Genomic DNA, 23,322 nt, shown 5'->3' with positions numbered 1-23,322 from the left:
CGCTTCCCCTTAAAATATGAGATTCATTTTCTATATCCAAGAAACTACCAATCGCGTTCACGAATGGCTACTTCTGTATCTATATCGATACCAAAAAAGGCTAAAATATCTTCAACAGTTTGTGCAATTGATTCTCTCGCAACTGTTTCAATTTCGCTGTCATTTTCGTCAAACTCTTCTGCTAAATCATTGATTGCATGGATAGCGAAATCAAGCTTTAATTGAATTTCTTCGATATCTTGATTTCCTTGTTCCAAAAATTCAACAACTTTAACTAGTTCAGCTTTTACTTTATCCACAAGAAAATTAGGAAAGTATCCATCGATATACATATCTTTTAAATATACAAAGTCAGAACTTAGTTTTTTCATGAAATGCTCCTCCGATAGTATGTCTAGCATATGAATATTTTACCACATACACTTTTTTCATATCAACAAAATAAAATGTACTTTTTATTTGATTTTACCTCGAACTTCTATTTCCAATATAGTCCAGATTATGCTATATTTTTTGTTATGTATTTGAAAGGGGATAAAGTTTTTGAAAAATTTAAAGATAATAGTGGTAGTTTCTTCAATCGCTTTTTGTCTAACAGCATGCAGTTCTAAAGAGGTGACATCCACGACTACAACACAAGTAAGTGCAGCACCAACAGTAAGTAATAAACCAAGTGAACAACCTAAAGCAATAGCAAGCTCTGCTCCGCAGCCGACTCCATCTCCTACACCACAGAAAGTTGATAATTCTGGTAAAGAGAATGAATTTAAAGTTGCGTTAAAAAAGTATGTCGATGAGAATTTTGGTATTGAAGGCTACAAAACATCTTGGTATGATTCAATTATGGATTATAAAGTGAATATTGGTGACTCCGAAACCGCAGTCACAGTGATTGTTAAATCATCTACAGATCCAAAAAAAGCATCTAATTTTAACTCCCTTGTTCTTGGTTTTGTGAATGATCAAACTCAAAAGCAATATAAAGCTCAGAGAGTTATAGTCATAACAGAAAACAATAGCACTCTTTCTGATAAACCAAATCCAATTAAGTCATAATTCACGTCTCCCTCATTGGGAGGCTTTTTATATTAAAATGCACGTTTCATAATAATTTTGCATCTTCACATACTTATTTGTACTTATATGCTAGAACTTCCCTAATTAATGGAGTAACTGCAAAACAATTATCAATTTCAGTTTCATCTAGTACTGCCCAATATAAGATTGTGTTCTTATGTATAAGAAACTCTTTTAACAGATTATATCTAATTTTTGTCCATACAAGATCAGGCTCATTGCCTATTGCTAAGTAGTCATCATACGATGATATAATCAAAGCCATAAGTCCAAACTGTTCATTTTCATTAAGGGCTTGATTTTCGTAAAAATTTATAAATTCCAACACTCTCGACGAATCAGCTGATTCAAGTTCCCAATCTTGTGAATATGGGTGAAGGGCAGGTAAATTTAACTTCTTGACAAGATTTTTAATAGTTGCTCCCGTGATATATAAAGGACTCATATCCTCCATAACAATCCTCCACTCTAACAATGCAAAAAATCAAATAAAATATCCGTTTTATTTCTACCTATAGTCATCATAAATTTCAATGTAGTATTTATTTTCATCGGTTACGCCGATAATAAACTCAAAATCAGCTACTATGTCACATTTATAAGCATTGAGCGCATTAAAAAGTTGAGAGAGTGTTTCGAGTTCAATTATCACAGACTCCTTTCCACTAATACTCAAGATGTCCTGCGCACCCTTTCCAAAACATTCGAGAATCCGCCCGTACCTTTTTAAATCTCCAGAACTGGAGTGTAATCTAATCTCCATTTTTAGTCTCCTTTCCCGATGAAATCTCAGTTTTATTTCAATCCCCTTACATCTGTTTCGTGCCATTCTTTGTTGTCTATTCTTTGAAACCATACATATGCAAGCTGATTATTGCCATCTACTTTAAAGCTAACAGCAACAGTAGCAGTATCTTTTTTCAAAGTGCTTGCAGTTTCATGTCCCTCTCTAATGTCTGGTTCCCCTACTGAACTGACTGCGGCTTTAGGAAACATCACTTCAATTTGAGTCTTTGCTATTTTTTTTAATTCTTCGCTCTCTTTCTTGTCTTTTATTGACGAAAAGATGAAGATTAAAATAATCGCAACTGCGATTATGGGAAACAAGATAGCCATACTTTTCTTTTCATCTGCCGTTAATGGTCTGCTCATGGTTTTTCAATCCCTCCTTAAAACCTCAATTTTATTCGCTTTGTACTCCGTTAAATTTTCTACAAAAGCTCTACCACTTTAATAAAACTTCTCTTTTATTGAAAAAATCATTTACATTTCCCTTCTATGATTCAATAGCCAAGTATACAATTCTGCATGATTGAAGGTTTCGTACATGACTCGGTGATCGTGCTTAAGTCCAGTGTAATAAGTAAACTTTATATTCCCACCAATACTTGTTAAAGCCTTAACCATATCCTCTGTTCCTGAAACAGGGACAGTATCATCGTCTATACAATGAAAAGCCCATATAGGTACATTTTTTAGTCGCATAGCCTTATCTGGATCAAACCATCCTGAAATCGGAACTACAGCTGAAAAAAGTTCTGGTGATTTTAAGGCAAAATTCCAAGCACCATTTCCACCCATGCTAAATCCAGTTACATATATTCTGTTTGAATCAACCCGATAATTCGTAATTATTTCATCAACCAAAGCTAAGACGGATTGACTCTCTAATATCCAATTAGAGTTGGATGGACATTGCGGAGTAACTACAATAAACGGGAAGTCTTGTTTGCTCTCCGCCATCCAAGTAAGTCCGTAGCCATCGAGCATGTTAATATCCTCTCCGCGTTTTTTTACGCCGTGGAGAAACAATATTAATGGATATTTGTTATCTTTTTCTGATTCATAATCGTGTGGTAAAAACAATTGGTAATTGACACGAATATTTTGAGGTGTTTCTTTGTATAACGTATAATTCTTAACTGTCATTTCAACTTATCTACCCCTTAACCAATTCTTAATAAAATCCATGTTTTATTTCTTCTTGCGTATAATCCAAGGCAGGTAAAGAGCAACCATAACAACTCCAATTAAGATAAACATTACCCAATCTCTATCTCCAACAGGCTTTGGAAACCATCCCAAATATTTAATAAGTGAAGATACACATAAATAAAGAAGGAACATACACATATGTACTACGAACCTATTCAATTGTATCTGCCCCCTTTCATATATAAAATTGCTCTTTCATAAATTAGCGTTTTCCATTAATGAGGTTCTTGGTGTTAAAAAATGTCTCTTGAATTATTTAAATGTATTTTTGATCGGAGGACTAAAACTGTAGCTTATTATTTTTATGCCAAAGTGTTCTTGTAATTGCTCGGCAGTGAGTGGAGTAGCATCAATAACAGTTACATTTGGACGTTCACTATAAGTTTCAATATATTTTATTTGTGGCTTTTCAGAAGTCGATCCTGTAGGATCACCCATAAAAAATGTTGCAGAGCCGTAGTTGTAGTATATTTCGATCTTTGAATCGATTCTATTGGGTTTGATTATTGAACGAACATTATTTTCACTCAATATAGTAATCCTTTTTGTTCCGTTTTCTAAATGTTCCTTCCACATTCTCTCCTTATAGAACATTTCACTGTCTACAGCAATTTTATCAAAATCACAAACAACGGTATCATTCAGCTCAAATGTTTCTCCGTTCAATTCATACTTAATTGAAACTGAAATTCACCGTGTTTTATGGCTGGCGGCAATGGGTTGAATATCAAAAAGTAATCTTTGGTACTATCACAAGAACTATTACAACAATAATCAGTGCTATGACTGTTATGCCGATGATTACACCTTTATAACCTTTTGCAATTTTTTTCATATATCCCCCGTCTCCTAGAAAAGTCCTAATTACTCAGTTGTTGACCCTCATTCAAATAAAATCGTGCTTTCATTGCAATAACTCTTAAATTACTTTTGGGTTGTTAGCCGAAAAAGATTTGATGTATGGAAACTCCGCAGATTCAAACTTGAAGTAAACTTGGTCGTCTCCCCAATCTTCCCAACCAACTGTTTCAGAGTGTCGAACAATCGAAACATGGTACCTTAAACCATAGCGTTTAGTCCGCAGTTTTATATAATTAGAAAGGTCATATAGGTTGTTTGGGCTAACAGTCAATTTATTACCTTCAAAAAGTTCCTTTCGACACAATGATGAAACACTAATTTCGTAAACAATATCCCCCAGATAAATCTTGTGAAATTTCTTCCTAATCCTCTTTTTCATTCCTTCACCCTTCGATAAAATCATTCTTTCAACGTAGATTATATATTACAATTACCATTGAAACTTCGATTTTATCGTAACACTAACCATTCGATATTCTCATTTAACATCTCAACTTTTATGCGTAATTCCAACTTTTTTTATTCGTATAGTCACCCCATGGATTTTCTCCATAATAAGCACCGACATATAAAACCGTGTCGTTCCTTATTATTAGTTCCATGCCATGCTCTTCTTCCCATTCACAGTCTAACTCCATATCAATTACAGGTTCAAGGCCATTTTGAGGATCTGGCACTGTTAAAGATTTCGGTTTAATGAGAGTCAGAACATCAGATGGCTTATTAAAGCCTATTTCATCTTCTCCAATATCGGACAAGAATTCATTACAGTATCTTATTGCAGCTAGACAGAATTGATTGATTACTTCATCATTTAATGAGTTTAGATACTCGGCACATATATTTGCATACTCTATCATTAATTCATCATCTATTGAGACTTCAATATTACGATCAAATAATGAAAAATACATTTCGCCCACTAATCCATATTCTGTATTACGTATATTTTTAATCATTTTTTCAATCTCCAGTTCCTTTGAATGATTCATTTCATTAAAATATAACTGAAACGTCCACTTCGTCCCATATTTCTTTTAAGAGCTTACCATCAATTTTTCCTTTTGCGAGCAATTCATTTGTGTCAACAAACGACTGATAATCAGAATAAGACTCTGACAGATACCAACCATCCTTGTTATTACTTATTGAATATTCCCTACCTTTAAAATTGAAATGGAGTTCGTGACCTATCGCCAAGTCTCTTTCAAGGTCTTCATATGAATACGACAATTCTATTCACCATCCCAACCAATAAAGCACTTAAAAACCAGTTGAAAGACTCGTTTTAATGGACACTATCTTCACAATGTTTCTCAGTAATGTTGTCTAGTATAGCGCCATCATACATGGCACATCTCTTCACACCCTTGTCGTTTTGTAATTGCTCGCATTCCGAGCAGGTCTTAGCCTCCTCGACTGGTTTAATCACTATTTCTCACCCACCGATGTAAAGAATATTAAATTGGATAATAGATTAGTCTCTCCATTTACCATGTTCCTGTAACGTCTCTTTCAGATGTTTATGTAGGTTTCTATGCTGCCGCGCACTTCCCTCTTTATCATTAATTGTTGAAATAAAATTTCCCTCCGAAACAATATGGATCGTATGTCCGTCGTCATCCTGCCAAATTCCAACAACAAGCGCAAGGCCATTCTTTGATTCCCTTACTTCCCCATCCTTAATTGGCTCTCTCATTTTAAACAACACCTCTCCTACAAAAGAATTGTTTTATCTCCAGTTTAAATTCGTATTCAACTCAGAATCATTAATGAATTTGTTTATTTTCCATTCCTGATTTTTCGTGTCTGAGCTAGGATTATAATACTTTAAAACAGAAGCTACAGAAACCAAATACACTCTAATTAGTCCTTGTTGATCAAGAACAAAAGAGAAGTATCCGCTGCAATTAAAGTCTTCGCAGGCTTTATTAATATTCTGCAAATGATTATACGGTTTAAGAACCGTATATCCAAAATTAGTTTCATTTGGTTTTCTACTTCTAGCTTTAACCGAGATCCCCATTCTTTTTCCTTCTTTACTTGCAATTATATCTATCCCGATATGCCTTGCATGTATGCACTCATACCCTTCTTTAGAAAGCCAGTACATAGTTAAATGTTCTGCAAAATCTCCTGTGATTTGTTTATGATTACCACTGTACACCAGAACACCTGCCTATCTCATTGAAAGTATTATTATATGACCTAGTTAAACACCCAATACTTTCGAGCTTTACCAAATGCACCAGTTAATTTATATTCAATATCATTTTTTACACAAAATTCCTTGTAATATTTCTCAATTTGCTCGTTTTCATAAGGCTCTTTTCCAAGAATTTTTGATATTTCTGTGTTTGTGTCTCCACCATACTTATCAAAATTCAGGATGTGATTTTCATACAAATTGTCGATATAGCCAATAAATCGACTTGGAGAGAATAGATGATTTCCATTGTCATCAAGCGTAACAACAAAACAAATACCTTTTTGAATCAATTCTCTATACTGTGTATTCAACTTTTCAGACCATCTGTAACTTTCTAGAGTTTCAATATTTTCTCTAATATCATCCCATTTTTCAACTAATCTCATTTTCAACTAACCTCCGCGATTCATAATAAATTTTTGTTTTATTTCTTATCTCTATTTTCATATTCAGATACGAAACTCTTAATTTGTGTTTCTAATTCTGGAGTCATTGGACGAATTAGACTTTTCAAAAGTCTTCTAAATTTAATATTTAGCTTGACTAAGATGAACAAAAATACGAAAAGCAAGATATTCTCTACAATAAGTACAATTTGGTTTAACTTTAAGAATTGCAGTCCCACATTCAATAACACTGATAGCACAATAGTACGATAAATCCACGAAGAATGCGTTAAAAAATTAGTTGAGTAGCTTATACGAATTCCTTTTTTTGTAATTAATAAGATTAAACTTGCAAATAGCAAAATCGCGATAGTAATTTCGTGATGATAATCCTGAGATACCCAATATGAAATACTATTGTTTATGATGATATAACTTAATGTGACACTAAAGGAAAATATCAGATGTATCTGCCAGAAATGAGGATGTCTCAAAGCAGTAAATGTAAATATTACAGCAGTCAATGCAATGACATTTTCCAAAATTCCAAATTGAGTGAGCAGCCCCAAAGTAATAGGAAAAATCAATTCGATTATCCCCACTTCAAATGCAGACTTTGATTTCCCAAATTTATAGAATCCCCTCATATAAAGAGCATTCAGAAAAATGTAAATTGTTATGCCTGAAATAAATTGGATCACTTGACTTACCCCTACTCCAGATTTCGTGCTAAAAATGTTACTTCAACCAAACATAATACTCTTCTAAATTCACGTTATAACCAATGTCGCTAAATGTATATGCTTCGGTCTTTATATCAATTGAATCAACGAATTTGAGTGCATAGAGTTGTTCTAGTGACATGTCGCGGCTATACAATAGGTCTCCATCAGTAGCCATAAACATAACCTTCAACATCACGACACCTAACTCTCATTTAAATTGTTGTTTTATCTTATTTTAATAATTTCTCTGCAATAAAGCAGGCTATGTTCATAACTTCTAATTGAAGTTCCTCATATTCTTTGAAGTGACGTTTTCTGGTAACCTCGTCTTTCTCGTCAACGTCTTTCATAAAGGTGTCTTCCCTGTACTTCTCGAATGCTTTCTTTTCATTCTGATATAGTTCTAACAGCTCAAGTAAAGTCATTTCAGATCTGTTCTTCATTCTGGATTCACCTCATAAAATTATCTTTTTAAAGTAAAAGTTTATCGCCATTTACAGTAACGATACTCTTATTGTTCTTTTTGAAACGATTCTCAATTTCCATAGCCTCAATTGCATTCCTAGAAATTCTGCTCCAGTCCTCGATTAATAGTGTCTCGACATTCGATTGATACATATTGCTCAGAATAGACTCGAATTTCTCTTGTGTTCCATGTGCGGAAGCACCAACTTGCTTGTAAATTCCTTTAATCATCAAATCATTCTTTACAGCAAAGCTTTTGCATGAATCAATTTGTCTATCTAGTGAGACATTTGCCTGTTCTTGGCTTCCAACTCGTGCATATATCACAACTTTTTCTTTCATGTCATTTCCTCCATTAACAAATTGTGTATTAAAATTCAGGTTTCATTGGTTGCTCAATCAAGTCCAGAAAAATCACCATAATATTTCAGTCTCATTTCTTTTGCAAATGCTCCTGCTTCATGAGGATCTTCAAACGTAGCTATCCGTTTATTTCTTCCTTCGACTTGAAGTTGAACAACATATCTTCCTTCAGTGAAAGTGACATTTCTATAACCTGTCTTGTTATTCTTGTTTTTACCTTTTCTATCTTTTGAGTTATTTTCGTTAGAAGTTCCAATCAAATTTGATTTTCTATTATCTAGAGTCTGCTTGTGGTCTTTATGATGAACATAAATATTGTCATTTTCAACAGCATTTAATATATATCGATGCAAATATAAAGTTTTATATCGCGGCTTACTATTCTTTCCTAAATAGATGGAAGCTTGAGCATAATAGCCATTAATTTTCGGGTAATATCCCACAATCCAATGATAATTCAAATCCAATAATCTCGGCAAATCTTCTGTGTCGATAAGTATTTCAAATTCATGACCTTTTCTATTCTTATGATAGATGATTGTTGTGTCATCAAATGTTTGATAGTCGTTAAATGGGGGTTTTGGTATAGCTATGTCTTGTTGCTCCCTTTCTTTTGGTAATATTAGTTACTATTTTATTGGAAAATAGTTAATTTCAATCAATTTAATTGTGTTTTCAATTTGTTCTTCGGTTGTCTCTGTCCCTTGAGCAGCATCTACAATAACATCTTGAATTGCACTTCCCCCATTACTGTCATTCTCATCTGTACCAATAGTATCGATCCCTTTCGAAACGAACCATTCATCAATCTCATTTCTAAGTTTGTTCGCCTTATGAGAATGTTTCATGTATTGTTCTATTTTCACTTTAGTGTGACTTGGCAGCTTACTCAATGTAACCACCCCCTAAATTGTAAATTCCACCTTATGTAGCCTTTTTTCAATCATCTCAAAAACGGGCTCATCAAAAATTGCAGAGGGCTTGTATATCAAAATTTTCCAATGTTTATCATCAATCTTGTGCTTACTATATATTGGCATGTTAGACTTATGCCAGAGCTTTTCATATGCTTGTGTGTAATTATTCCAGTTGTAAGAATGTATGTTATCGTTACAAGAATTACAGAACATATCGCCAATATTCCAAAATCGCTCTCCAATTGGAAAGCAGTCATAAAGATCAGAATCAACTACTGTATAGTTGGGTAATCCACCCAATGACTTAGTCTTTTCCAGTGTGATGGAGCCCAATACTTCAAAGGGATTTCTTTCAAACTTGATCCCACTTATTCTTAAAGCTGGCTTATTACTGTCTGGGACTCGAATTGTATAATTTCTCAATCTTCACACCTCTCTTTGCAATAAAACTATCTCTTCATATCCTATTCTAATCAATCTGCTCTACAACCCAACAGATCGCTACTAGCCCTATATTTAGATGTCATGTACTCCTGCAAGTTCATCCATTTTCTTCTTCAAAATAGAAAATTAACTTATAGCAGCCTGCTAAGCGGCAATAAGGCATGATGCAGATATCCTGCCATATGGTATTTGTATTTACGAACTTCTAACGAAGATACTTCAGTCGTAAAAGAGACACTCGTTATTTCCCAGAATTCTTGCCCATATATTTGATAACCAATATAACACGTATCTCCAAATTTTATCTTAGTTACATTTTCTGACGGAATTACTACGTAAGAATTGTCTTTTGTTTCATTAAAAAACCAACCCATTATATGCACACTCCTTGTTTTATTAGAATGAAACTATCCTTTTATCTGTATTTATAATTATCAAGTGCACTCTCCAGAATCCTAATAGCCCCTAAAGGATCATTCGCTTGCTCAATTAGGTTTACAATGGTATCTCTAATAATATCATCATCAATCGCGGATTCTCCGAAATTATTCTGAATCCAAGTTTTAAGTACTGCATGTTGCTCTTTGGCTTTTTCATGATACTTTGCGGAATTCTTTATAGCTTCCTGTATTTCATTAGGAATATTAGTCATTATCTTTTCTCCTTTGTTTATAAACTATCTATTTCATTTGCCTCTTTCTGTCTGCTTGAGCTTTTGCTATTTGAATAGCTGCTTGATACTGATACTTCAAAAAAGAATTCCACCTGTTCGCGCAAGCACTTGTTGTTCGTCCGATCTTTTCAGATACTTCTTCGAACCCCTCTTTAAGTTTTCTATTCTCTCTTATGCTACGAAGAACCATTTCGGCTAAATTTAAATCATCCATCTCAGTCCATGCACTCGTAGAATTCTGTTTATCCACGTTAATAAATGATCCCTCATATTCCCATCCATTCGAATCAACCCAGTGTTTAAATAGGCTCTCAAATTCTTCTTTAGATACACAATCTCTTGCATAGTGAAGTACAGCTTCCAATCAGGAGAATACTTTGTAACATGGCTATTGTTTTCAATATAGAATTTTAATGCGCTAGTTTCTCTCTCGTCTTGCCATACCTCAAAATATTTTCTAGCAACACTTTTCACTTCATACTCCTGAACTGGTATATTTCCAGACCTAGCTTTGTTGTTGATAGGCTTTAAAAAGACTTTAGTGCCAATTTTTAGTTTCGACATTGGAATCAGTTCCTCTCTCTTTTAAAATTAAATATAATAATTGCTGTATTGTTATTCAATTATAATCGATACAATGTAACACTATATTCAGCAAAAACCTCACCGATAATTCCATAAACCACATTCCAGTCTGCTCCACCGCGGTCACTGCCTATTTTAAAGGGCAGCGCCACACTAAGACCATTTTCTACAGCAAACTCTTTCAGACTTATTAGCGCGCCTTTCAATGCTTCCTCATCAGTATATTTCTTACCATCTCCACCAAAATTGAACTGCCCAAACAAATTAGCTACATATTTTCCAACACTAGTTTTGATAACCTGACATTCACCCAACAATTCAATTTTTGATTTCCCTTTAAACTCATTTAAATATTGGTCATATACTTCTGGATACTTATTGCGGATTACTTTAGCAATGCCTGAACCCATTACGCCCATACAATTTACTTGATGTGCAATAATGTCTTCTTCAGCACTCAATAGGTCTCCCTCAATTACCTTAATAGTCATAAATCTTACACCCTTTCTCTTGTCTTCCATATTCCCATGAAACAACGATTTCATTTGCTTAGGCACTCTTTTAGCAGCTCATGTATTAATTCAGATCTGGTACTTCTGGTGAGCACATAATTGGGATCTGTTGTTAAATTGCCTCTCCAGTTGCTCTGAGACACCTTACTCACTAAGGCAAAAAGCATATCTCCATAATAGCACTCAACTAATGACCCATCACTTGAGTATTTTTTATATGTAATCTTCTTTTCCATACGTCTCCTCTTCCAATAAATGAATGCTTTTATTGTCTTCCGATATTTTCCTTCTCTGTAATGTAAATATAACACAGCAGCATCTCATTATCAACTATTAATTTTATTTTTACTTTATATATTAAAAAAGCTGCCTATCTAACAAGCAGCTCACATGGTTTAAATCTCATGAATATTCTTTTCTTTATATTCAATATCTATGTAGTCATAATGATTTAGTATGTACGAGTCTCCGTTTTTCGTTTTAATAGAGACTGTTTCAATGTCGCATTCATGTAAAAGATTGCTCATTAGATCTTGCAAATTCGGCGCTTTTTGCAATATGTTAAAAGGGATAATAAGTGTGCCATCTACACTATATGTTGTCATGTTGTAGCCTCCAAGCTTTAATGTTTACTTATAATTGCGAAATTTGCAACCATAAAAGAGTTAAAAAAAATAATACAGATTCATCACAATTAATGAATCCTTAGTAAAATAGTTAATAACAGACCCCCTGTGTCAATAAATTAAATCGTAATCATCACCCATACTAAAGTGCAAAAACATCGGTGAGTTATCTTTTATATTATATATGTTATCACATTGAGTTGCGCGCCATCTATAAGATCTATTTCATGATTTATTGTAAAACAAGTTATTTACTTCATTTTCCATTTGTGTATGTCTGTAGTATAATGTCGAAAGTTATAAAGTTTGTCTTTATATTATAAAGTGTTTCTTAATGAAACAATGTATATTTTTTCTTATTGTTGCTTAGTGGAGAATACAGAGTATCATCCTCATTATAAATGTTCTTATCTTTGCCGAGCTTTCTTTTAACTACTTCTATACTTTTAAACAAAACTCTAACACGAATGGAGCTTTCATCAATTACATCATCAAAATAGACGTCCCCGTAGAAACTGTTGTATTTTTTTACTTTTGTCATATTAACCAATATGGACTTATCCATTTGTATAAAATTTTCATTTATCAGAGAAGAAATGTCTATATTCTTGTTAAATAGCTCATATGCACCTTCATGAGTATAGAACATAAACATATTCTTTTTATATTCATTTATATATAGCACTTCATTCAAATCAACCAACACTATCTCATTTTCTTTATTCACAAAAGATATGTTTTTCATTTGACTATACTCATCAATTATTTCCTTAGTTATATTGTCTATCTCAATCTTGGTACATTTCATTTTTAACTTCTGTTCTATAATATTGCTTATCCAATCTTCAAATTTCATATAATCATCCTCCAATCTCAAACTTATAATTCGGACTCACATCGCATTTAAACGATAATGAGTCCCAGTATCCTATGTAATTACTTTTGAAGTTCTAGTGGCATTTCGGGCTCATGAAATATAGACACACAAGCAGTTGTATAATAATCTGCAACCATGACAACAAAACTAATTACTCCTAGTAGGGATAGATATTTTTTCATTTGTAACACACCTCCTTATTGTTTTTCAAAGAGCGATGTACAATCTAATTAGCATTGCCAAATTGCTCTTTGTCTCTTTTATTATAAAAGTAGAATAATATAATGTTAAAAATTAATACGAATATCAAAAATGCCATAAAAGAGTATAAATTTTTGTTTGAGAGTAACATATATAGGCTTACACTTAATAACAGAATCGAGATAAAAGAAATAATTGCTAAAATTTTGTTAGTTGTTTTAATTTTACTTTTTGTTGATCTGAACTTATCCATAAAACCGAAACCAGAATTTAAATTTCTTATTATTGCTGAGACAATGAACACAATTAATGAAGCCGTTAACTGAAGAGTAAACGTTGTAGTATTGTGTGTGCCTCCTAGATCAGAAATATCAGCAATGGCATAGTACTGAAGAATCGCAAAGTAAAGAGCTTCGATTACATTGAAGAAAATAAATCCAAGAGCATTAACAAGAATAGAAAATATAATGCTTTCTTTTATTAGAACTTTAAATAAGACAATTAATATAAAGAGTTGAATTATTGGTGCAATGGTCTGTAAAGGTAGTGAATCTAATACGCTTGAACAAAACGATAATATAAGAGATAAAATAATCACTTCCCTCTTATAGTTGAGAATATTGAATCGAAATGTAGCCATAGTTAATATTATTAATGAGGAAAATTCAATAGATGAAAAAATGAATGAGAATAAATAATTCATATCGGTCTACCAACTTTCTTTAATCTATAATATTCCATCACGACAGATACCGATTGAATAAACATTGCTATTGATAAGTGTTCCATTTTTAAAAGTACAATGTTTATCACGACCATTAGTAATGAAATCATCTTCATTCTGAAGTATGCTTTTCTATTTTTATATGTATTTACTTTAAATGTTGCTGGTGCATATACTAAAATCGTAATAAAACTAACTATGTCAGCCGCGCGCAAGTAATTATCAGGAATATAATTTGGTAAATAAGGAACCACTAAGATAAGACTTGTAGATAGGATGACACACCAACCTGAAGACTTTAAATGTAACCCTCCAGACATTTGCCTAAGTAATGCAGTAAAAATAAACAAAATCATAAGTTCTTTGAATAAGTCTAAAAAAATGGAGGAAACTAATATTAATGTAAAAACCAATATTAGATTAATAATTATCTGTAAACCATAAACTAAAGTGTTATGTTTATGTTCTTGACCTATGGAATTATTCACTAAATAATCTGCTATGTAGTTTGATAATCTTAGAACCATTATCTTGGCTTCATCTCACCCTCTAGGACTAATTTCTCATATCTCCCGTCCCATTACTAATATACCATGATATCCCAAAATACGTCAATAATTATTTTCGTTATTTTTATTTTATAATGAAGAGAACTCCTAATGGAGCCCTCATTCAATATTATATACTTTTCTAATTGTATCTATATTTATAAAGTCTCTTTTATAAGGCATAATCACATACTCGCCATTTAATTTCCTGATATTAAATTTACTTCCTATTTCGTCTCCGCACTGTTTCTCAATACTGCCATCTCTAAGATAATAGTCTTTGGCAATTTTGAGCATACCAGAATATTTTATATTCTTAGGTGAAAGATATGGTTTGTCTAACATGTCTGGATCGCCTAATACTGCCAATCTTCTATGGACTAAAAACTTATCTGCTTTCTCAAAAGACTTTAATTTACCAAGTTTTGTGCTTTTGACCACATAATCATTTTCTACTAATGAAATCTCCGCAGATCCTCTGTCACTTTCAAAAACTCCATTATTCTTTTGGTATACAGTTTGATCAAGAGCCTCTTGAATCAACTTCATGCATTTTTCACTAACCTCTAAAATTCTTGTTGATTCATCTGAGTCTGTCAAGAGTAATCGATTATGGTTAAAGTCAATATTCTTTCTCTGCAGGTTAAGCAACTCATCAAGACCTGTGCCAGATGCACCCTCAAACATTAGTTGGATAATAACAGCATCCTGTGCATTTTTGCATTCTCTAACAATGTCGTCAATTTCTTCTTCACTAAAAATGGTTTGTTTAGACTCATCAATAAAGCTTCTAAAATAATCGTCATCCATAATAATTGTTAAGGGATTTATATTTGTTTTTCTAAGATTTTGTACATTAGCCCACTCTATATAAGTATTTATTGCTTGAATATTCATTCTAGAAGTACTAATTTTTGAAGCATTTAAATATCTAAAAAATCTCTCTAACTCTGGTAAACTAAAATCATAAAGATCTTTATCGTACATCTCCTCTAGTCTGCTAACTCTCCCTAAGAGTCTTGAACACAACTGATGGTATGTTGTATTTTCTGAAACTGTTTTGAGAAATCTCATTTTTTGATACTCATTATAATACCTTAAATCATATATCTTATTTTTAGTCATTCTTATTTTCCTCCATCAATTATGAGCATATTCTTTTAGATTCAATGATTCAAAGTAACTAATTATGAAAGGTATAGATTTCTTACCCTTAGAAAACAATCCAGAGAAATCTGATACTTCTTTTGAAAAGTTTATGTTTTTAATTACTTCTTCTAATTTAATGATTGGAATATTCTCATCCCTAAATCTTCTTGCTAATACCACATAGCCCGCAAAGACATACTGATTATTAATAAAACTAGTCTCACGATATTTATTTTGATTTAATACAAACTCATCTTTGAAAGACCCTATTAAATAATTAAAGAATTTTTCAAGATATTCTGATACTTCTATCACATCTTTTTGACTTTCCATTTTAAATTGATGATCTATCGCTTCTGATAAAATACTAGTTGTGGTTAAATGATTTGCTAAAGTACTCAACCTTTTCTCTGTAGAAACTTTTCCTTTTAAATCAGATTTATATTTAAGTTTTTCAACTACATAGTCGCCAAACTTCTCTTTTTTCAAACTTTGAACTCTTTCCTTGCTTACTGGATGATATGTGTTGTATTGTCCAAATGTTTTTTGTGCCTTGTCAGTATCGAATGACTTGATGGCAACTTGAAACACTTCCTCTGTCTCTGGGTCATTCTTAACTGTTAGAACGGAAGCTTCTAGTCGATGAAAGCCATCAGTAATAGAAATTCGTGCACCTTTATTTATCTTAAGGGTTTTCGTTTTGTTATTATAGTTCAATGCTGTAATCTCATCAGAGTAGATATTTAAAGTAATAGTATCAACAATGTAGGTTCCATTCAGTTGATGCTCAGATATTTCTTTTACGTGCTGCTTGTTTAAGTCTGGTGTTGGAATAACTCCGTTTTGTTTTCTAACGTATTTAGCACTCCGCTGAGACTCATAATCATAAATGATGAGTCCTTCATTCTTCCAGTGAACTAAATCGGTTATTTTAATTACAGTAATGTATTCATCAGTTTTTGCCATAAGTACATTTTCAAGCGTAATAGGCAATATTTCTGAAGTTTCACCATTAAAGTACTCATTGTTTAAAGCATAATCAATTTCTTCTGGAGTGTAATAATTGATAGGGCTTATTCTTATTTCACCAGAAACATCACAGACAGCATTAGCAACAATACACAGTAATGTCTCATCAATTTTATTTAATTCTTGTAGCCCTCCTTTGGTTAAGTCTGAAATTGTCCCTAAGGCAACCCTGTTATTAACAAAAAGTTTTTCATCAATTTTCGAAATGTCTTTTCGGTTATGTTTTATTTTATTCAGTACTTCTATTAACTCATTTTCTAATTCAATGCGATCTCTAAACATATATCACACTTCTTTCAATATTATTTCCATATTAACAATATATCACATTTATAATAAAAATAAACTACAGCCTATAAACAAATGCAAAAAACTTCACAAACACATTAAATAAATAGCAAAGTAACATGCTAAATATTATGTATGTATTATGAAGAGTTTATTTAAAAAATCTATGTGTGTATACTGTGTAGAACAATGAATATAAATTTTATTCTATTAATTTTTTAATTTTCTTGTATAGCTCATTAAAATCTGTAGAATTAGGGAGGTTGTTTATTGATTCAATGATCTCACTTTTCTCAAACCAATTTAATTCAGATTTAATTTGTATTACTTCATTGGAGAACTTTTTCTGCCATAAGTTTAAATAAGAAGATAAGCTAATATCATCTTGATCATAAATAGTTCCAAGAGAGTTATCTGCAAAAAAACATGTATTATCAGTAAAGACAATAAATCCACTGAATGTGTAAGAAACAGTTTTTCCAACTAGATTTTTAGTAAGTACAGGAATACCATGCTTAGTAAGTATTTCAATTTCAAATTTACGTTCTTTTTCAAATTCTAATTCGTCAGTGTCCATATTTATCCCCCCAACGTATTCTGATGAAGTAAACTTCTAACTTTTCATCCATTAGTTCTCGATAAAACAGTTATTTATTTACTCTCTGCTTCATCAATTTTTTGTTTCAGCTCAATCCAACATTCTTTTACCCATTCTTCGGGAGAAGCACCACTAAAGGCTTTGAATTCATTTCCATTCTTCCTCATAATAACTAATCCATCACCGATTTCAGGGCATCTCCATCCTTTGTAGTTACCCTTACCTTGATAAAGAAGTTTAGCTTCTTCTTTAGTTAGCTCACCATAAACAAATTTGTGAAGTTCTTGTTTATTCATTCATCCGACACTCCCATTGAAATCCGTGTTTTAACCACTTTGTAATAAAGCATTAACTAATAATTCAATGAGTTCTCTTTTTTCTTGGGGTAGTTTTTCTAGATTTTTAATAAGTCTATACAATGATGGATCAATATCATAAACTACATCAGTATCATCTGTCGAAGTATATCCAATTACATTCATCAATTCATTATATGGGTATCCATAGCCATTTGAATATGCTTTTAAAGTTTCTGGTGAGGGTTTTAATGGCATTCCTCTACTGTCAATTCCCCGTTCCACAAGCATTATATAATTATGACTTAGGCCAGTTTTGCTGCTTGCAGCTCTTAAAGAGTCGCTGCCACGAATACTTTTGAGTAGTTCACCAATATCCACTTTTTGCTCCCATAAAATCAGACTTTTAACGGATTTCTTCAATAATAATTTGACCATCAAGAACTGTATTATCTTGAATTGAAGCAATAATTGTCAATTTCCCATCAACCTTAAGCGCAACTTTTTTAATAACATCCACTTCGCCTAATTCAAAGTTGCCATAAAGAAAGATATATCTGTATTCCGTTTGACTCAATACTTGAGACATAACTTCGTTAAGTTCCATTTCCAACTCAAATGAGTCATTAACGGTCTTTTTGCTTCGCTCAATTGTCCAGCTCTCTTTTCGATCTGGCAACAACATGGGAACATCTTGACCGTATTGTATGAAAAGACTATTGTTAGCACCTTTATGAAACAACTCCATGTACTGCGACTTCCTTGACTTTCCTCTAACTAAAGTTAAATACATTATATATCTCTCCTTATAAAATCTGAATTTTATTTAGTTTCTGGTTTTAAGTTATCATCAAATTTCCATATTAAATCTAATGCTCGTTAATAGCCGCGAAAACAAATCCATTTTACCCAATATTATAACACGATTGGAGATCATTTCCTCTCGAAATATATTGTACCACTCAGTCGCTATTTATTCAATATATATTTTATTTTTATTATATAAACAAAGAAGAAATTATCTTTCTTCTCTAGACTTCATTTTCTCAAGCATGGGATCAATTGTACTTTTAACAATATCGTTCATTTCTTGGCCAATTGCTCCCGCTGCTTCCCAGCTAAACATGTGCATCCTATCGTACTTATCTTCGATCATTAAGACTATTTGCTCAGAATTGTCCAATGTCAGTGCTACTTTATGATGTCCAACACCATTTCCCTCAAGATAATTAACAAATGCATTACTCAATCTTTTAATACTTAGCTCTGATAAGTCCAGAAATCTCATGATCAGACCAACTTTCATACGATGAAATTATTCTTTCATTGGCTTGAGTTTTAGTTCTCTGTATAGTGTTAATTGTTTTTCAAGAAATTCCTTTTCATCTTTACTTAAATCTGAGAAAGTAGTTGTTTTATTTCCCCCTGTATTTCCAGTAGCACTAATCAAAAGCATTTGCATTTCTTTAGTTGCTGTACGAATGAAACGACTATTTTCAAGCAAAGGATCGTAGTCGTTCAATTTAAATAGGGGAAATATAATATCTTTTACAAAACTGTTTATTTCACTATATAGCGCTCTTTGTAGTTCATTTAGTTGAATAAGATCATCTGTCAAATTTAAACTCATATAAGATTGTAAACCAAGCTGATACATTAAAACGTCAATCATCATTGATGATTCATTTTTAACCGTTTTTTTTTCTTTTAGTAAATCTATTGATTCTCTAACTAAAGGAAGAAGTTTGTGGATCTCACCAATTCTATTAGTTCTTTGAATTAACTCAATTGGTGCTTTTTCGAAAAATGCTGAAATAATTAACTTATCTTCGTTAATATTCAACAATTTTGCAAGAGCCTTATTAGTTATTTCGTTAGCTGGAGGTACTTTTCCATTTTGCAACTTACTTAAATATGATTTATCAACAGATAGTCCTTGTTCATTCAAGATTTCTGCTAATTGTCCTAAACTGAATGAAGATTTCTCTATTGCTTCTTTTAAAAGATCGGTATATTTCATCATTCACACCACCATCAATTTAGTTGTTTAAATAATCCTACGTTGATTATTGACTACAACGAAATTACGTAGTATATTATGTACAACAGTTGTTGTTAAAATATTACCACATATTTTTTTTAATGACAACATGAGTATTTTAGAGGGGGGTGAGAAAATGAGAATAGCCTATTTGCACAAAACAAAAAACACCCCAGAAGAATTAATCTTAATAAATCAAGATGACAGAGAAATCTCCCCAGATCACACACTGGCATCCATAAATGATTTAAATGATTATTCTAGTGTAGGTGTTTCATTCAATGATTTGATTATAAAGGTAAAAGAAGGGTTCTGTAAATGGTATTATTATGAATTTACAGATTCATGTGGAGAAGAAGACTTCAATTGCGGTTATGAACTTATAAATACATACTCAATATCTGAACCTGCTTAGTCAGGTTCTTTTTTATCTCCACGTATATTGAACGTTCTTATCCATAGCTAAAATCTCTTCAATGTCTCCAATTTGAATAACAAACTGTTCTATATCCTCCAATTGAAAATGAGGTACAAATGCTTCTCCGCGTAGTTTATTAATTCTACTCTTAACTGTGGGAATATGAATACCAAAATATCCCTCTTTATCCTTATTCATCACTAACTCAGTAGAAGCAACGCTCAGACTGAATGTATCATCTAAGATATCTTCCGCTCTTTTTCTCTTAAATGGAGAATTTACTGGAATATAAATATAGTTTTTAGACCAATCAAAGTTACCTTTACCGAAATGGATCAACATATGCATTGGACATAGCATATCATTGAAATAATCGTAAGTAACAGAGATTTTTGCCATTATAGATCTACCACATAGCTTTTTACTTGGCCTTGAATAAGCACTTCGTTTAAATCATATGTTCTAGGAAGTATGTTCTCACTTTTATTTGCTGCCATTAAAATTACTTTGTTGCCTTCGTAGAAAACTCTTTTTAGTGTAGCCTCTTCATTATTAATAATAACTACTCCTATTTTTCCATTCTCTACATTACTCTGCTTTTTCACAAGGACTTTACATCCATCAATTATCCCATCGTCAATCATTGAGTCCCCTTTAACTTTAAGATAAAAATATTCACCATCTGAGATAGAATTCTTTGATGTTATTTCATATCCAATCACATTTTGTTCTCCTAGGAAGTCATAACCAGCTTTTATTTCACCATAAATGGGTATCTGAATAAAACTATCATTGTCCACTCTATTATTGATTCGATTTACACTTCCAAAATTTTGCATCAGTTCGTTTATTTTATCAGAGCTACGAGTTAGAGACTTAGTAATGATGAGGTTATTAATGTTGTTCTCTTCGAGATTTGCAGCTACTTCAGCGCGCGCCAAAGAATTTCTAAGATCAACTATTTCTATTAATTTAAATTTGTCTTTATCATCAAGTAATTCAAATTTCTCATGTAACAGTATCTTATAAAATTCTTCTTTTCTGTCTTCTGGAATTGCAAAGAAACTTCGATAGTGTTTAGATAAGATACTTTCAAAGTCCTGATCAGTAATTAATTTCTGATACATATCAAATATAGTTTTTAAAATATTATTATAATGCAAATCATTTAAATCTAATTCATCATTTATAGGAACATACTTAATGTTATTCTCCCCATATTTACCTTTTAACATTTGTTTTATGAACATTGATTTACCAGAACCCACTGTCGATTCAATAATATAGCTCTTGGGTACATAACCTGCCAGAATATAAAGATCTTCTTTATTTAAGTCGAGAGTGTTTGCGAGATTATCGATAGTGGCTTTTTCTGGAGAATGTTCTCCTCTCTCAATCTTACTTAAGTGAGAATAACTAATTCCTGTAATCTCTCCCAACTTTCTTAATGAGAGTCCTTTTTGGTTTCTTGCTAACTTAACACATTCACCAAATGTAGCTTGCAAACTCTTTGTAGCATCTGAAAGGAATCTATTTGAAGCAGACAGATCTGATTTTACCATTAGAATTCACCTCTATAAATCATATAATACAACACAACATAACGCTTGCACAACACAAAATAACATGCATTCAAGTCGGATTATGTCGAATATAATTAAAATGTTATTATCAATTGACACAATGTATGTCTGAGAGTATTATAGGTTCATAGGATCACATATAAGTCAGAATGGGAGGTCAGAGAATGCACAATAACAAAAAAAGGATTTTCTTAATTGGACAACTACAAGCTTCAAGTACATTTTATGAAACAAACACAGCAGGTTTGAGTAATGAAGAGGCAACTAAGAAAGCACACAATGATATTAATGAAGAAGCCATAGTCAAAGCTGAACTTATTTTACATAGCGTAAATGGAACAAAATTTAATCTTATATTGACTGAATTCGCACATGAGTGGATCTCAGCTCATGATGACGTTTAAATAGAAATTCCTCTTTATTACAAGAACCTGCCATAGTTAATCGGCAGGTTTTTCAATTTATCACCAATTTTCTGAATCAAAATTTCTTCTTACCTCCCTATTATTACTATGTGTATCAACAATCCTATAGCCATCAGCCAAGAAACAAGATAATGCCTCTAATGAATCACTGTATCTTTCAGTTGGAATCCAAGTTTCACTTTTGGTACTTTTATTGTAGTTTCGCAGCTTTTCTAAACAATATTGTTTGCTCATAAGACCAATCCCTCCTAAACTCTTCATAATCTAAGGTGACTGGTGGCATTTATAGGGGAAAATCTAAAGATATCAATTGCGTAATTAGCAATCACAGAATTATCTGCATATTATAATTGCGAATTTCGCAATTGTCAACATTTTTTTAAAAGAAATTATTGTCAACATTCTATTAACAACTATATAATAAGTGCATCGTTATTCTTCCAATGGATAGATAGGGGATATAGATGCAAAAACGCAGAATTATTAAATCTAATTTGAAAGAGTTATTAATTAAGAACGGAATTGATCAAAAGGCACTACATAAACTAACAAACGTAAGAGAAGCTACAATTGGTGAAATGGCGAAGGATGAAAATAAGACTTTTTCTCGCGAGAGTATAAACGCCATAATAAAAGCCTTAGATATTAAAAGTATTGAGGAATTGATTTCTATTGTAGAGGAATCAGAAGATAAAAATAGTTAAACTAAAGCTCAGGTATTTAACCTGTGCTTTTTTAATTTCAAAAAATATATACTGCAGCATCAAGCAACTTAAACAACATACTTGAAGAGTCTACATTAGTAGGAGCTGCATAATTAGATGCAAACACTGTGTATGATGAATCACTGAATGTAACCACCTTTTGAGTCCACAAAATAAATCCAGAGTGTATAGATTCAAATAAGGTCTCTGGGTCAATGAATCGTCCGTTTTTATCTACAGCCGCAAAATGCAAATGTGCCCCAGTGCTATGGCCTGTATTACCACTAAGACCTAGCAAATCACCTTTGATTATCTTGTCGCCAGCATGAACCTTGATTTCATTTAAATGTCCCATGATGTACTGTCTACCATCATTCATTCTAACAAACACAGCTTTGCCTAGACCTGCGTTCCCATAATCATGAACCTTTGATATTACACCATCCAGAGGAGCGAAAATAGGGCTGTTTATGGTGCAATAAAGGTCTATGCCAGTGTGAGGAGTATGATGAACACTATCAATACTTCCGTAAGGGGATGTAACAGCCCCTATTGGCACCTTAATAGAAAAAGTACTTTCAGAAAAACCCACTAAACTCAATG

At 32.4% G+C, this 23,322-nt stretch carries 39 protein-coding genes; 4 read left to right on the top strand and 35 right to left on the bottom strand.

Annotation, left to right across the window (positions count from 1 at the left end; genetic code table 11):
* Positions 1–44: 44 nt before the first annotated feature.
* Positions 45–371 (bottom strand): DUF5713 family protein, encoded by a 327-nt coding sequence (locus BC351_RS00930; RefSeq protein ID WP_079408833.1) that lies wholly within the window; start codon positions 369–371, stop codon positions 45–47.
* 172 nt (positions 372–543) lie between these two features.
* Between BC351_RS00930 and BC351_RS00925 the strand changes: the two genes are divergently transcribed.
* Complete coding sequence (locus BC351_RS00925) at positions 544–1,056, top strand: hypothetical protein (RefSeq protein WP_079408832.1); 513 nt, start codon at positions 544–546, stop codon at positions 1,054–1,056.
* Positions 1,057–1,129: 73 nt separating this feature from the next.
* Here the strand turns inward: BC351_RS00925 and BC351_RS00920 are convergent, their stop codons facing one another.
* The 30 genes from BC351_RS00920 to BC351_RS00735 all read right to left on the bottom strand — a co-directional run bounded on the left by BC351_RS00920 (position 1,130) and on the right by BC351_RS00735 (position 19,571).
* Positions 1,130–1,531: a hypothetical protein gene (locus BC351_RS00920; protein ID WP_079408831.1), complete on the bottom strand. Its 402-nt coding sequence runs from the start codon at positions 1,529–1,531 to the stop codon at positions 1,130–1,132.
* Between the two features lie 54 nt (positions 1,532–1,585).
* Positions 1,586–1,840 carry a hypothetical protein gene (locus tag BC351_RS00915; RefSeq protein ID WP_079408830.1) on the bottom strand — a complete coding sequence of 85 codons (255 nt, stop codon included), beginning with the start codon at positions 1,838–1,840 and terminating at the stop codon, positions 1,586–1,588.
* A gap of 32 nt (positions 1,841–1,872) precedes the next feature.
* Positions 1,873–2,229, bottom strand: a complete 357-nt coding sequence (locus tag BC351_RS00910) for a hypothetical protein (protein ID WP_079408829.1) — start codon at positions 2,227–2,229, stop codon at positions 1,873–1,875.
* Between the two features lie 111 nt (positions 2,230–2,340).
* On the bottom strand, positions 2,341–3,006 hold the full coding sequence (locus BC351_RS00905; RefSeq protein ID WP_079408828.1) for a carboxylesterase family protein: 666 nt from the start codon (positions 3,004–3,006) through the stop codon (positions 2,341–2,343).
* A gap of 318 nt (positions 3,007–3,324) precedes the next feature.
* The gene (locus BC351_RS00895; protein ID WP_144028223.1) at positions 3,325–3,738 is read right to left on the bottom strand and encodes a hypothetical protein; all 414 of its coding nucleotides are present in this window, start codon (positions 3,736–3,738) and stop codon (positions 3,325–3,327) included.
* A 692-nt stretch (positions 3,739–4,430) separates the two neighbouring features.
* A complete protein-coding gene (locus tag BC351_RS00885; RefSeq protein ID WP_079408824.1) occupies positions 4,431–4,892 on the bottom strand; it encodes a DUF6985 domain-containing protein in 462 nt (153 codons plus the stop codon).
* Between the two features lie 518 nt (positions 4,893–5,410).
* Complete coding sequence (locus tag BC351_RS00875) at positions 5,411–5,632, bottom strand: hypothetical protein (protein ID WP_079408822.1); 222 nt, start codon at positions 5,630–5,632, stop codon at positions 5,411–5,413.
* Between the two features lie 33 nt (positions 5,633–5,665).
* Positions 5,666–6,100 (bottom strand): hypothetical protein, encoded by a 435-nt coding sequence (locus tag BC351_RS00870; protein WP_144028222.1) that lies wholly within the window; start codon positions 6,098–6,100, stop codon positions 5,666–5,668.
* 41 nt (positions 6,101–6,141) lie between these two features.
* Positions 6,142–6,528 (bottom strand): hypothetical protein, encoded by a 387-nt coding sequence (locus tag BC351_RS00865; protein ID WP_079408820.1) that lies wholly within the window; start codon positions 6,526–6,528, stop codon positions 6,142–6,144.
* A gap of 38 nt (positions 6,529–6,566) precedes the next feature.
* Positions 6,567–7,229: a hypothetical protein gene (locus BC351_RS00860; protein WP_079408819.1), complete on the bottom strand. Its 663-nt coding sequence runs from the start codon at positions 7,227–7,229 to the stop codon at positions 6,567–6,569.
* 254 nt (positions 7,230–7,483) lie between these two features.
* Complete coding sequence (locus tag BC351_RS00850) at positions 7,484–7,696, bottom strand: hypothetical protein (RefSeq protein ID WP_079408817.1); 213 nt, start codon at positions 7,694–7,696, stop codon at positions 7,484–7,486.
* 28 nt (positions 7,697–7,724) lie between these two features.
* A complete protein-coding gene (locus tag BC351_RS00845) occupies positions 7,725–8,060 on the bottom strand; it encodes a recombinase family protein (protein ID WP_079408816.1) in 336 nt (111 codons plus the stop codon).
* Positions 8,061–8,113: 53 nt separating this feature from the next.
* Positions 8,114–8,542, bottom strand: a complete 429-nt coding sequence (locus tag BC351_RS00840; protein WP_144028221.1) for a hypothetical protein — start codon at positions 8,540–8,542, stop codon at positions 8,114–8,116.
* 168 nt (positions 8,543–8,710) lie between these two features.
* Positions 8,711–8,974, bottom strand: a complete 264-nt coding sequence (locus BC351_RS00835; RefSeq protein ID WP_079408814.1) for a hypothetical protein — start codon at positions 8,972–8,974, stop codon at positions 8,711–8,713.
* Between the two features lie 12 nt (positions 8,975–8,986).
* Positions 8,987–9,421: a hypothetical protein gene (locus tag BC351_RS00830; protein ID WP_079408813.1), complete on the bottom strand. Its 435-nt coding sequence runs from the start codon at positions 9,419–9,421 to the stop codon at positions 8,987–8,989.
* 436 nt (positions 9,422–9,857) lie between these two features.
* On the bottom strand, positions 9,858–10,094 hold the full coding sequence (locus BC351_RS00820; RefSeq protein ID WP_079408811.1) for a hypothetical protein: 237 nt from the start codon (positions 10,092–10,094) through the stop codon (positions 9,858–9,860).
* 222 nt (positions 10,095–10,316) lie between these two features.
* Positions 10,317–10,679: a beta barrel domain-containing protein gene (locus BC351_RS44220; protein WP_079408809.1), complete on the bottom strand. Its 363-nt coding sequence runs from the start codon at positions 10,677–10,679 to the stop codon at positions 10,317–10,319.
* Positions 10,680–10,738: 59 nt separating this feature from the next.
* Positions 10,739–11,191 (bottom strand): macro domain-containing protein, encoded by a 453-nt coding sequence (locus tag BC351_RS00805; protein WP_079409181.1) that lies wholly within the window; start codon positions 11,189–11,191, stop codon positions 10,739–10,741.
* Between the two features lie 978 nt (positions 11,192–12,169).
* Complete coding sequence (locus BC351_RS00790; protein ID WP_079408806.1) at positions 12,170–12,694, bottom strand: LytTR family transcriptional regulator DNA-binding domain-containing protein; 525 nt, start codon at positions 12,692–12,694, stop codon at positions 12,170–12,172.
* Positions 12,695–12,774: 80 nt separating this feature from the next.
* A complete protein-coding gene (locus tag BC351_RS00785; protein WP_079408805.1) occupies positions 12,775–12,897 on the bottom strand; it encodes an AgrD family cyclic lactone autoinducer peptide in 123 nt (40 codons plus the stop codon).
* Between the two features lie 44 nt (positions 12,898–12,941).
* A complete protein-coding gene (locus BC351_RS00780) occupies positions 12,942–13,514 on the bottom strand; it encodes a hypothetical protein (RefSeq protein ID WP_144028219.1) in 573 nt (190 codons plus the stop codon).
* 101 nt (positions 13,515–13,615) lie between these two features.
* Positions 13,616–14,167, bottom strand: coding sequence for an accessory gene regulator ArgB-like protein (locus BC351_RS00775; protein ID WP_079408803.1), 552 nt, complete (start codon positions 14,165–14,167; stop codon positions 13,616–13,618).
* A gap of 141 nt (positions 14,168–14,308) precedes the next feature.
* On the bottom strand, positions 14,309–15,313 hold the full coding sequence (locus tag BC351_RS00770; protein ID WP_079408802.1) for a phage lytic cycle repressor MrpR family protein: 1,005 nt from the start codon (positions 15,311–15,313) through the stop codon (positions 14,309–14,311).
* Positions 15,314–15,328: 15 nt separating this feature from the next.
* Positions 15,329–16,648: a DNA sulfur modification protein DndB gene (locus BC351_RS00765; RefSeq protein ID WP_079408801.1), complete on the bottom strand. Its 1,320-nt coding sequence runs from the start codon at positions 16,646–16,648 to the stop codon at positions 15,329–15,331.
* 208 nt (positions 16,649–16,856) lie between these two features.
* Positions 16,857–17,231, bottom strand: coding sequence for a hypothetical protein (locus BC351_RS00760; protein WP_079408800.1), 375 nt, complete (start codon positions 17,229–17,231; stop codon positions 16,857–16,859).
* Positions 17,232–17,305: 74 nt separating this feature from the next.
* A complete protein-coding gene (locus BC351_RS00755; protein ID WP_079408799.1) occupies positions 17,306–17,548 on the bottom strand; it encodes a hypothetical protein in 243 nt (80 codons plus the stop codon).
* A 30-nt stretch (positions 17,549–17,578) separates the two neighbouring features.
* Complete coding sequence (locus BC351_RS00750) at positions 17,579–17,929, bottom strand: helix-turn-helix domain-containing protein (protein ID WP_144028218.1); 351 nt, start codon at positions 17,927–17,929, stop codon at positions 17,579–17,581.
* Between the two features lie 25 nt (positions 17,930–17,954).
* On the bottom strand, positions 17,955–18,341 hold the full coding sequence (locus tag BC351_RS00745; protein WP_144028217.1) for a hypothetical protein: 387 nt from the start codon (positions 18,339–18,341) through the stop codon (positions 17,955–17,957).
* A 225-nt stretch (positions 18,342–18,566) separates the two neighbouring features.
* Positions 18,567–18,836 (bottom strand): hypothetical protein, encoded by a 270-nt coding sequence (locus BC351_RS00740; protein ID WP_144028216.1) that lies wholly within the window; start codon positions 18,834–18,836, stop codon positions 18,567–18,569.
* A 27-nt stretch (positions 18,837–18,863) separates the two neighbouring features.
* The gene (locus BC351_RS00735; RefSeq protein WP_144028215.1) at positions 18,864–19,571 is read right to left on the bottom strand and encodes a helix-turn-helix domain-containing protein; all 708 of its coding nucleotides are present in this window, start codon (positions 19,569–19,571) and stop codon (positions 18,864–18,866) included.
* A 154-nt stretch (positions 19,572–19,725) separates the two neighbouring features.
* Here BC351_RS00735 and BC351_RS00730 point away from each other — a divergent pair, with 154 nt between their 5' ends.
* Positions 19,726–20,004 carry a hypothetical protein gene (locus BC351_RS00730; protein ID WP_079408794.1) on the top strand — a complete coding sequence of 93 codons (279 nt, stop codon included), beginning with the start codon at positions 19,726–19,728 and terminating at the stop codon, positions 20,002–20,004.
* Positions 20,005–20,016: 12 nt separating this feature from the next.
* Here the strand turns inward: BC351_RS00730 and BC351_RS00725 are convergent, their stop codons facing one another.
* Both BC351_RS00725 and BC351_RS00720 read right to left on the bottom strand, forming a co-directional pair.
* Positions 20,017–20,406 carry a hypothetical protein gene (locus BC351_RS00725; protein ID WP_079408793.1) on the bottom strand — a complete coding sequence of 130 codons (390 nt, stop codon included), beginning with the start codon at positions 20,404–20,406 and terminating at the stop codon, positions 20,017–20,019.
* Complete coding sequence (locus BC351_RS00720; RefSeq protein WP_079408792.1) at positions 20,406–21,569, bottom strand: helix-turn-helix domain-containing protein; 1,164 nt, start codon at positions 21,567–21,569, stop codon at positions 20,406–20,408. Before BC351_RS00720 ends, BC351_RS00725 begins: the two co-directional genes overlap by 1 nt.
* Before the next feature lie 185 nt (positions 21,570–21,754).
* On the opposite strand from BC351_RS00720, the gene BC351_RS00715 reads away from it, so the two are divergent.
* On the top strand, positions 21,755–21,994 hold the full coding sequence (locus tag BC351_RS00715; protein WP_079408791.1) for a hypothetical protein: 240 nt from the start codon (positions 21,755–21,757) through the stop codon (positions 21,992–21,994).
* 60 nt (positions 21,995–22,054) lie between these two features.
* Here BC351_RS00715 and BC351_RS00710 read toward each other — a convergent pair whose 3' ends face one another.
* Positions 22,055–22,249 (bottom strand): RNA methyltransferase, encoded by a 195-nt coding sequence (locus BC351_RS00710; RefSeq protein ID WP_079408790.1) that lies wholly within the window; start codon positions 22,247–22,249, stop codon positions 22,055–22,057.
* Positions 22,250–22,479: 230 nt separating this feature from the next.
* On the opposite strand from BC351_RS00710, the gene BC351_RS00705 reads away from it, so the two are divergent.
* Positions 22,480–22,719 carry a helix-turn-helix domain-containing protein gene (locus BC351_RS00705; protein WP_079408789.1) on the top strand — a complete coding sequence of 80 codons (240 nt, stop codon included), beginning with the start codon at positions 22,480–22,482 and terminating at the stop codon, positions 22,717–22,719.
* A gap of 37 nt (positions 22,720–22,756) precedes the next feature.
* Here BC351_RS00705 and BC351_RS00700 read toward each other — a convergent pair whose 3' ends face one another.
* Complete coding sequence (locus BC351_RS00700; protein WP_244208862.1) at positions 22,757–23,311, bottom strand: M23 family metallopeptidase; 555 nt, start codon at positions 23,309–23,311, stop codon at positions 22,757–22,759.
* Between the last annotated feature and the right edge of the window lie 11 nt (positions 23,312–23,322).

It is taken from the genome of Paenibacillus ferrarius (genome assembly GCF_002027705.1).
Taxonomy (GTDB): Bacteria; Bacillota; Bacilli; order Paenibacillales; family NBRC-103111; genus Paenibacillus_E; species Paenibacillus_E ferrarius.
The sequence above is the reverse complement of the archived record's forward strand: the minus strand, read 5'-3'. Positions and strand labels throughout refer to the sequence as shown.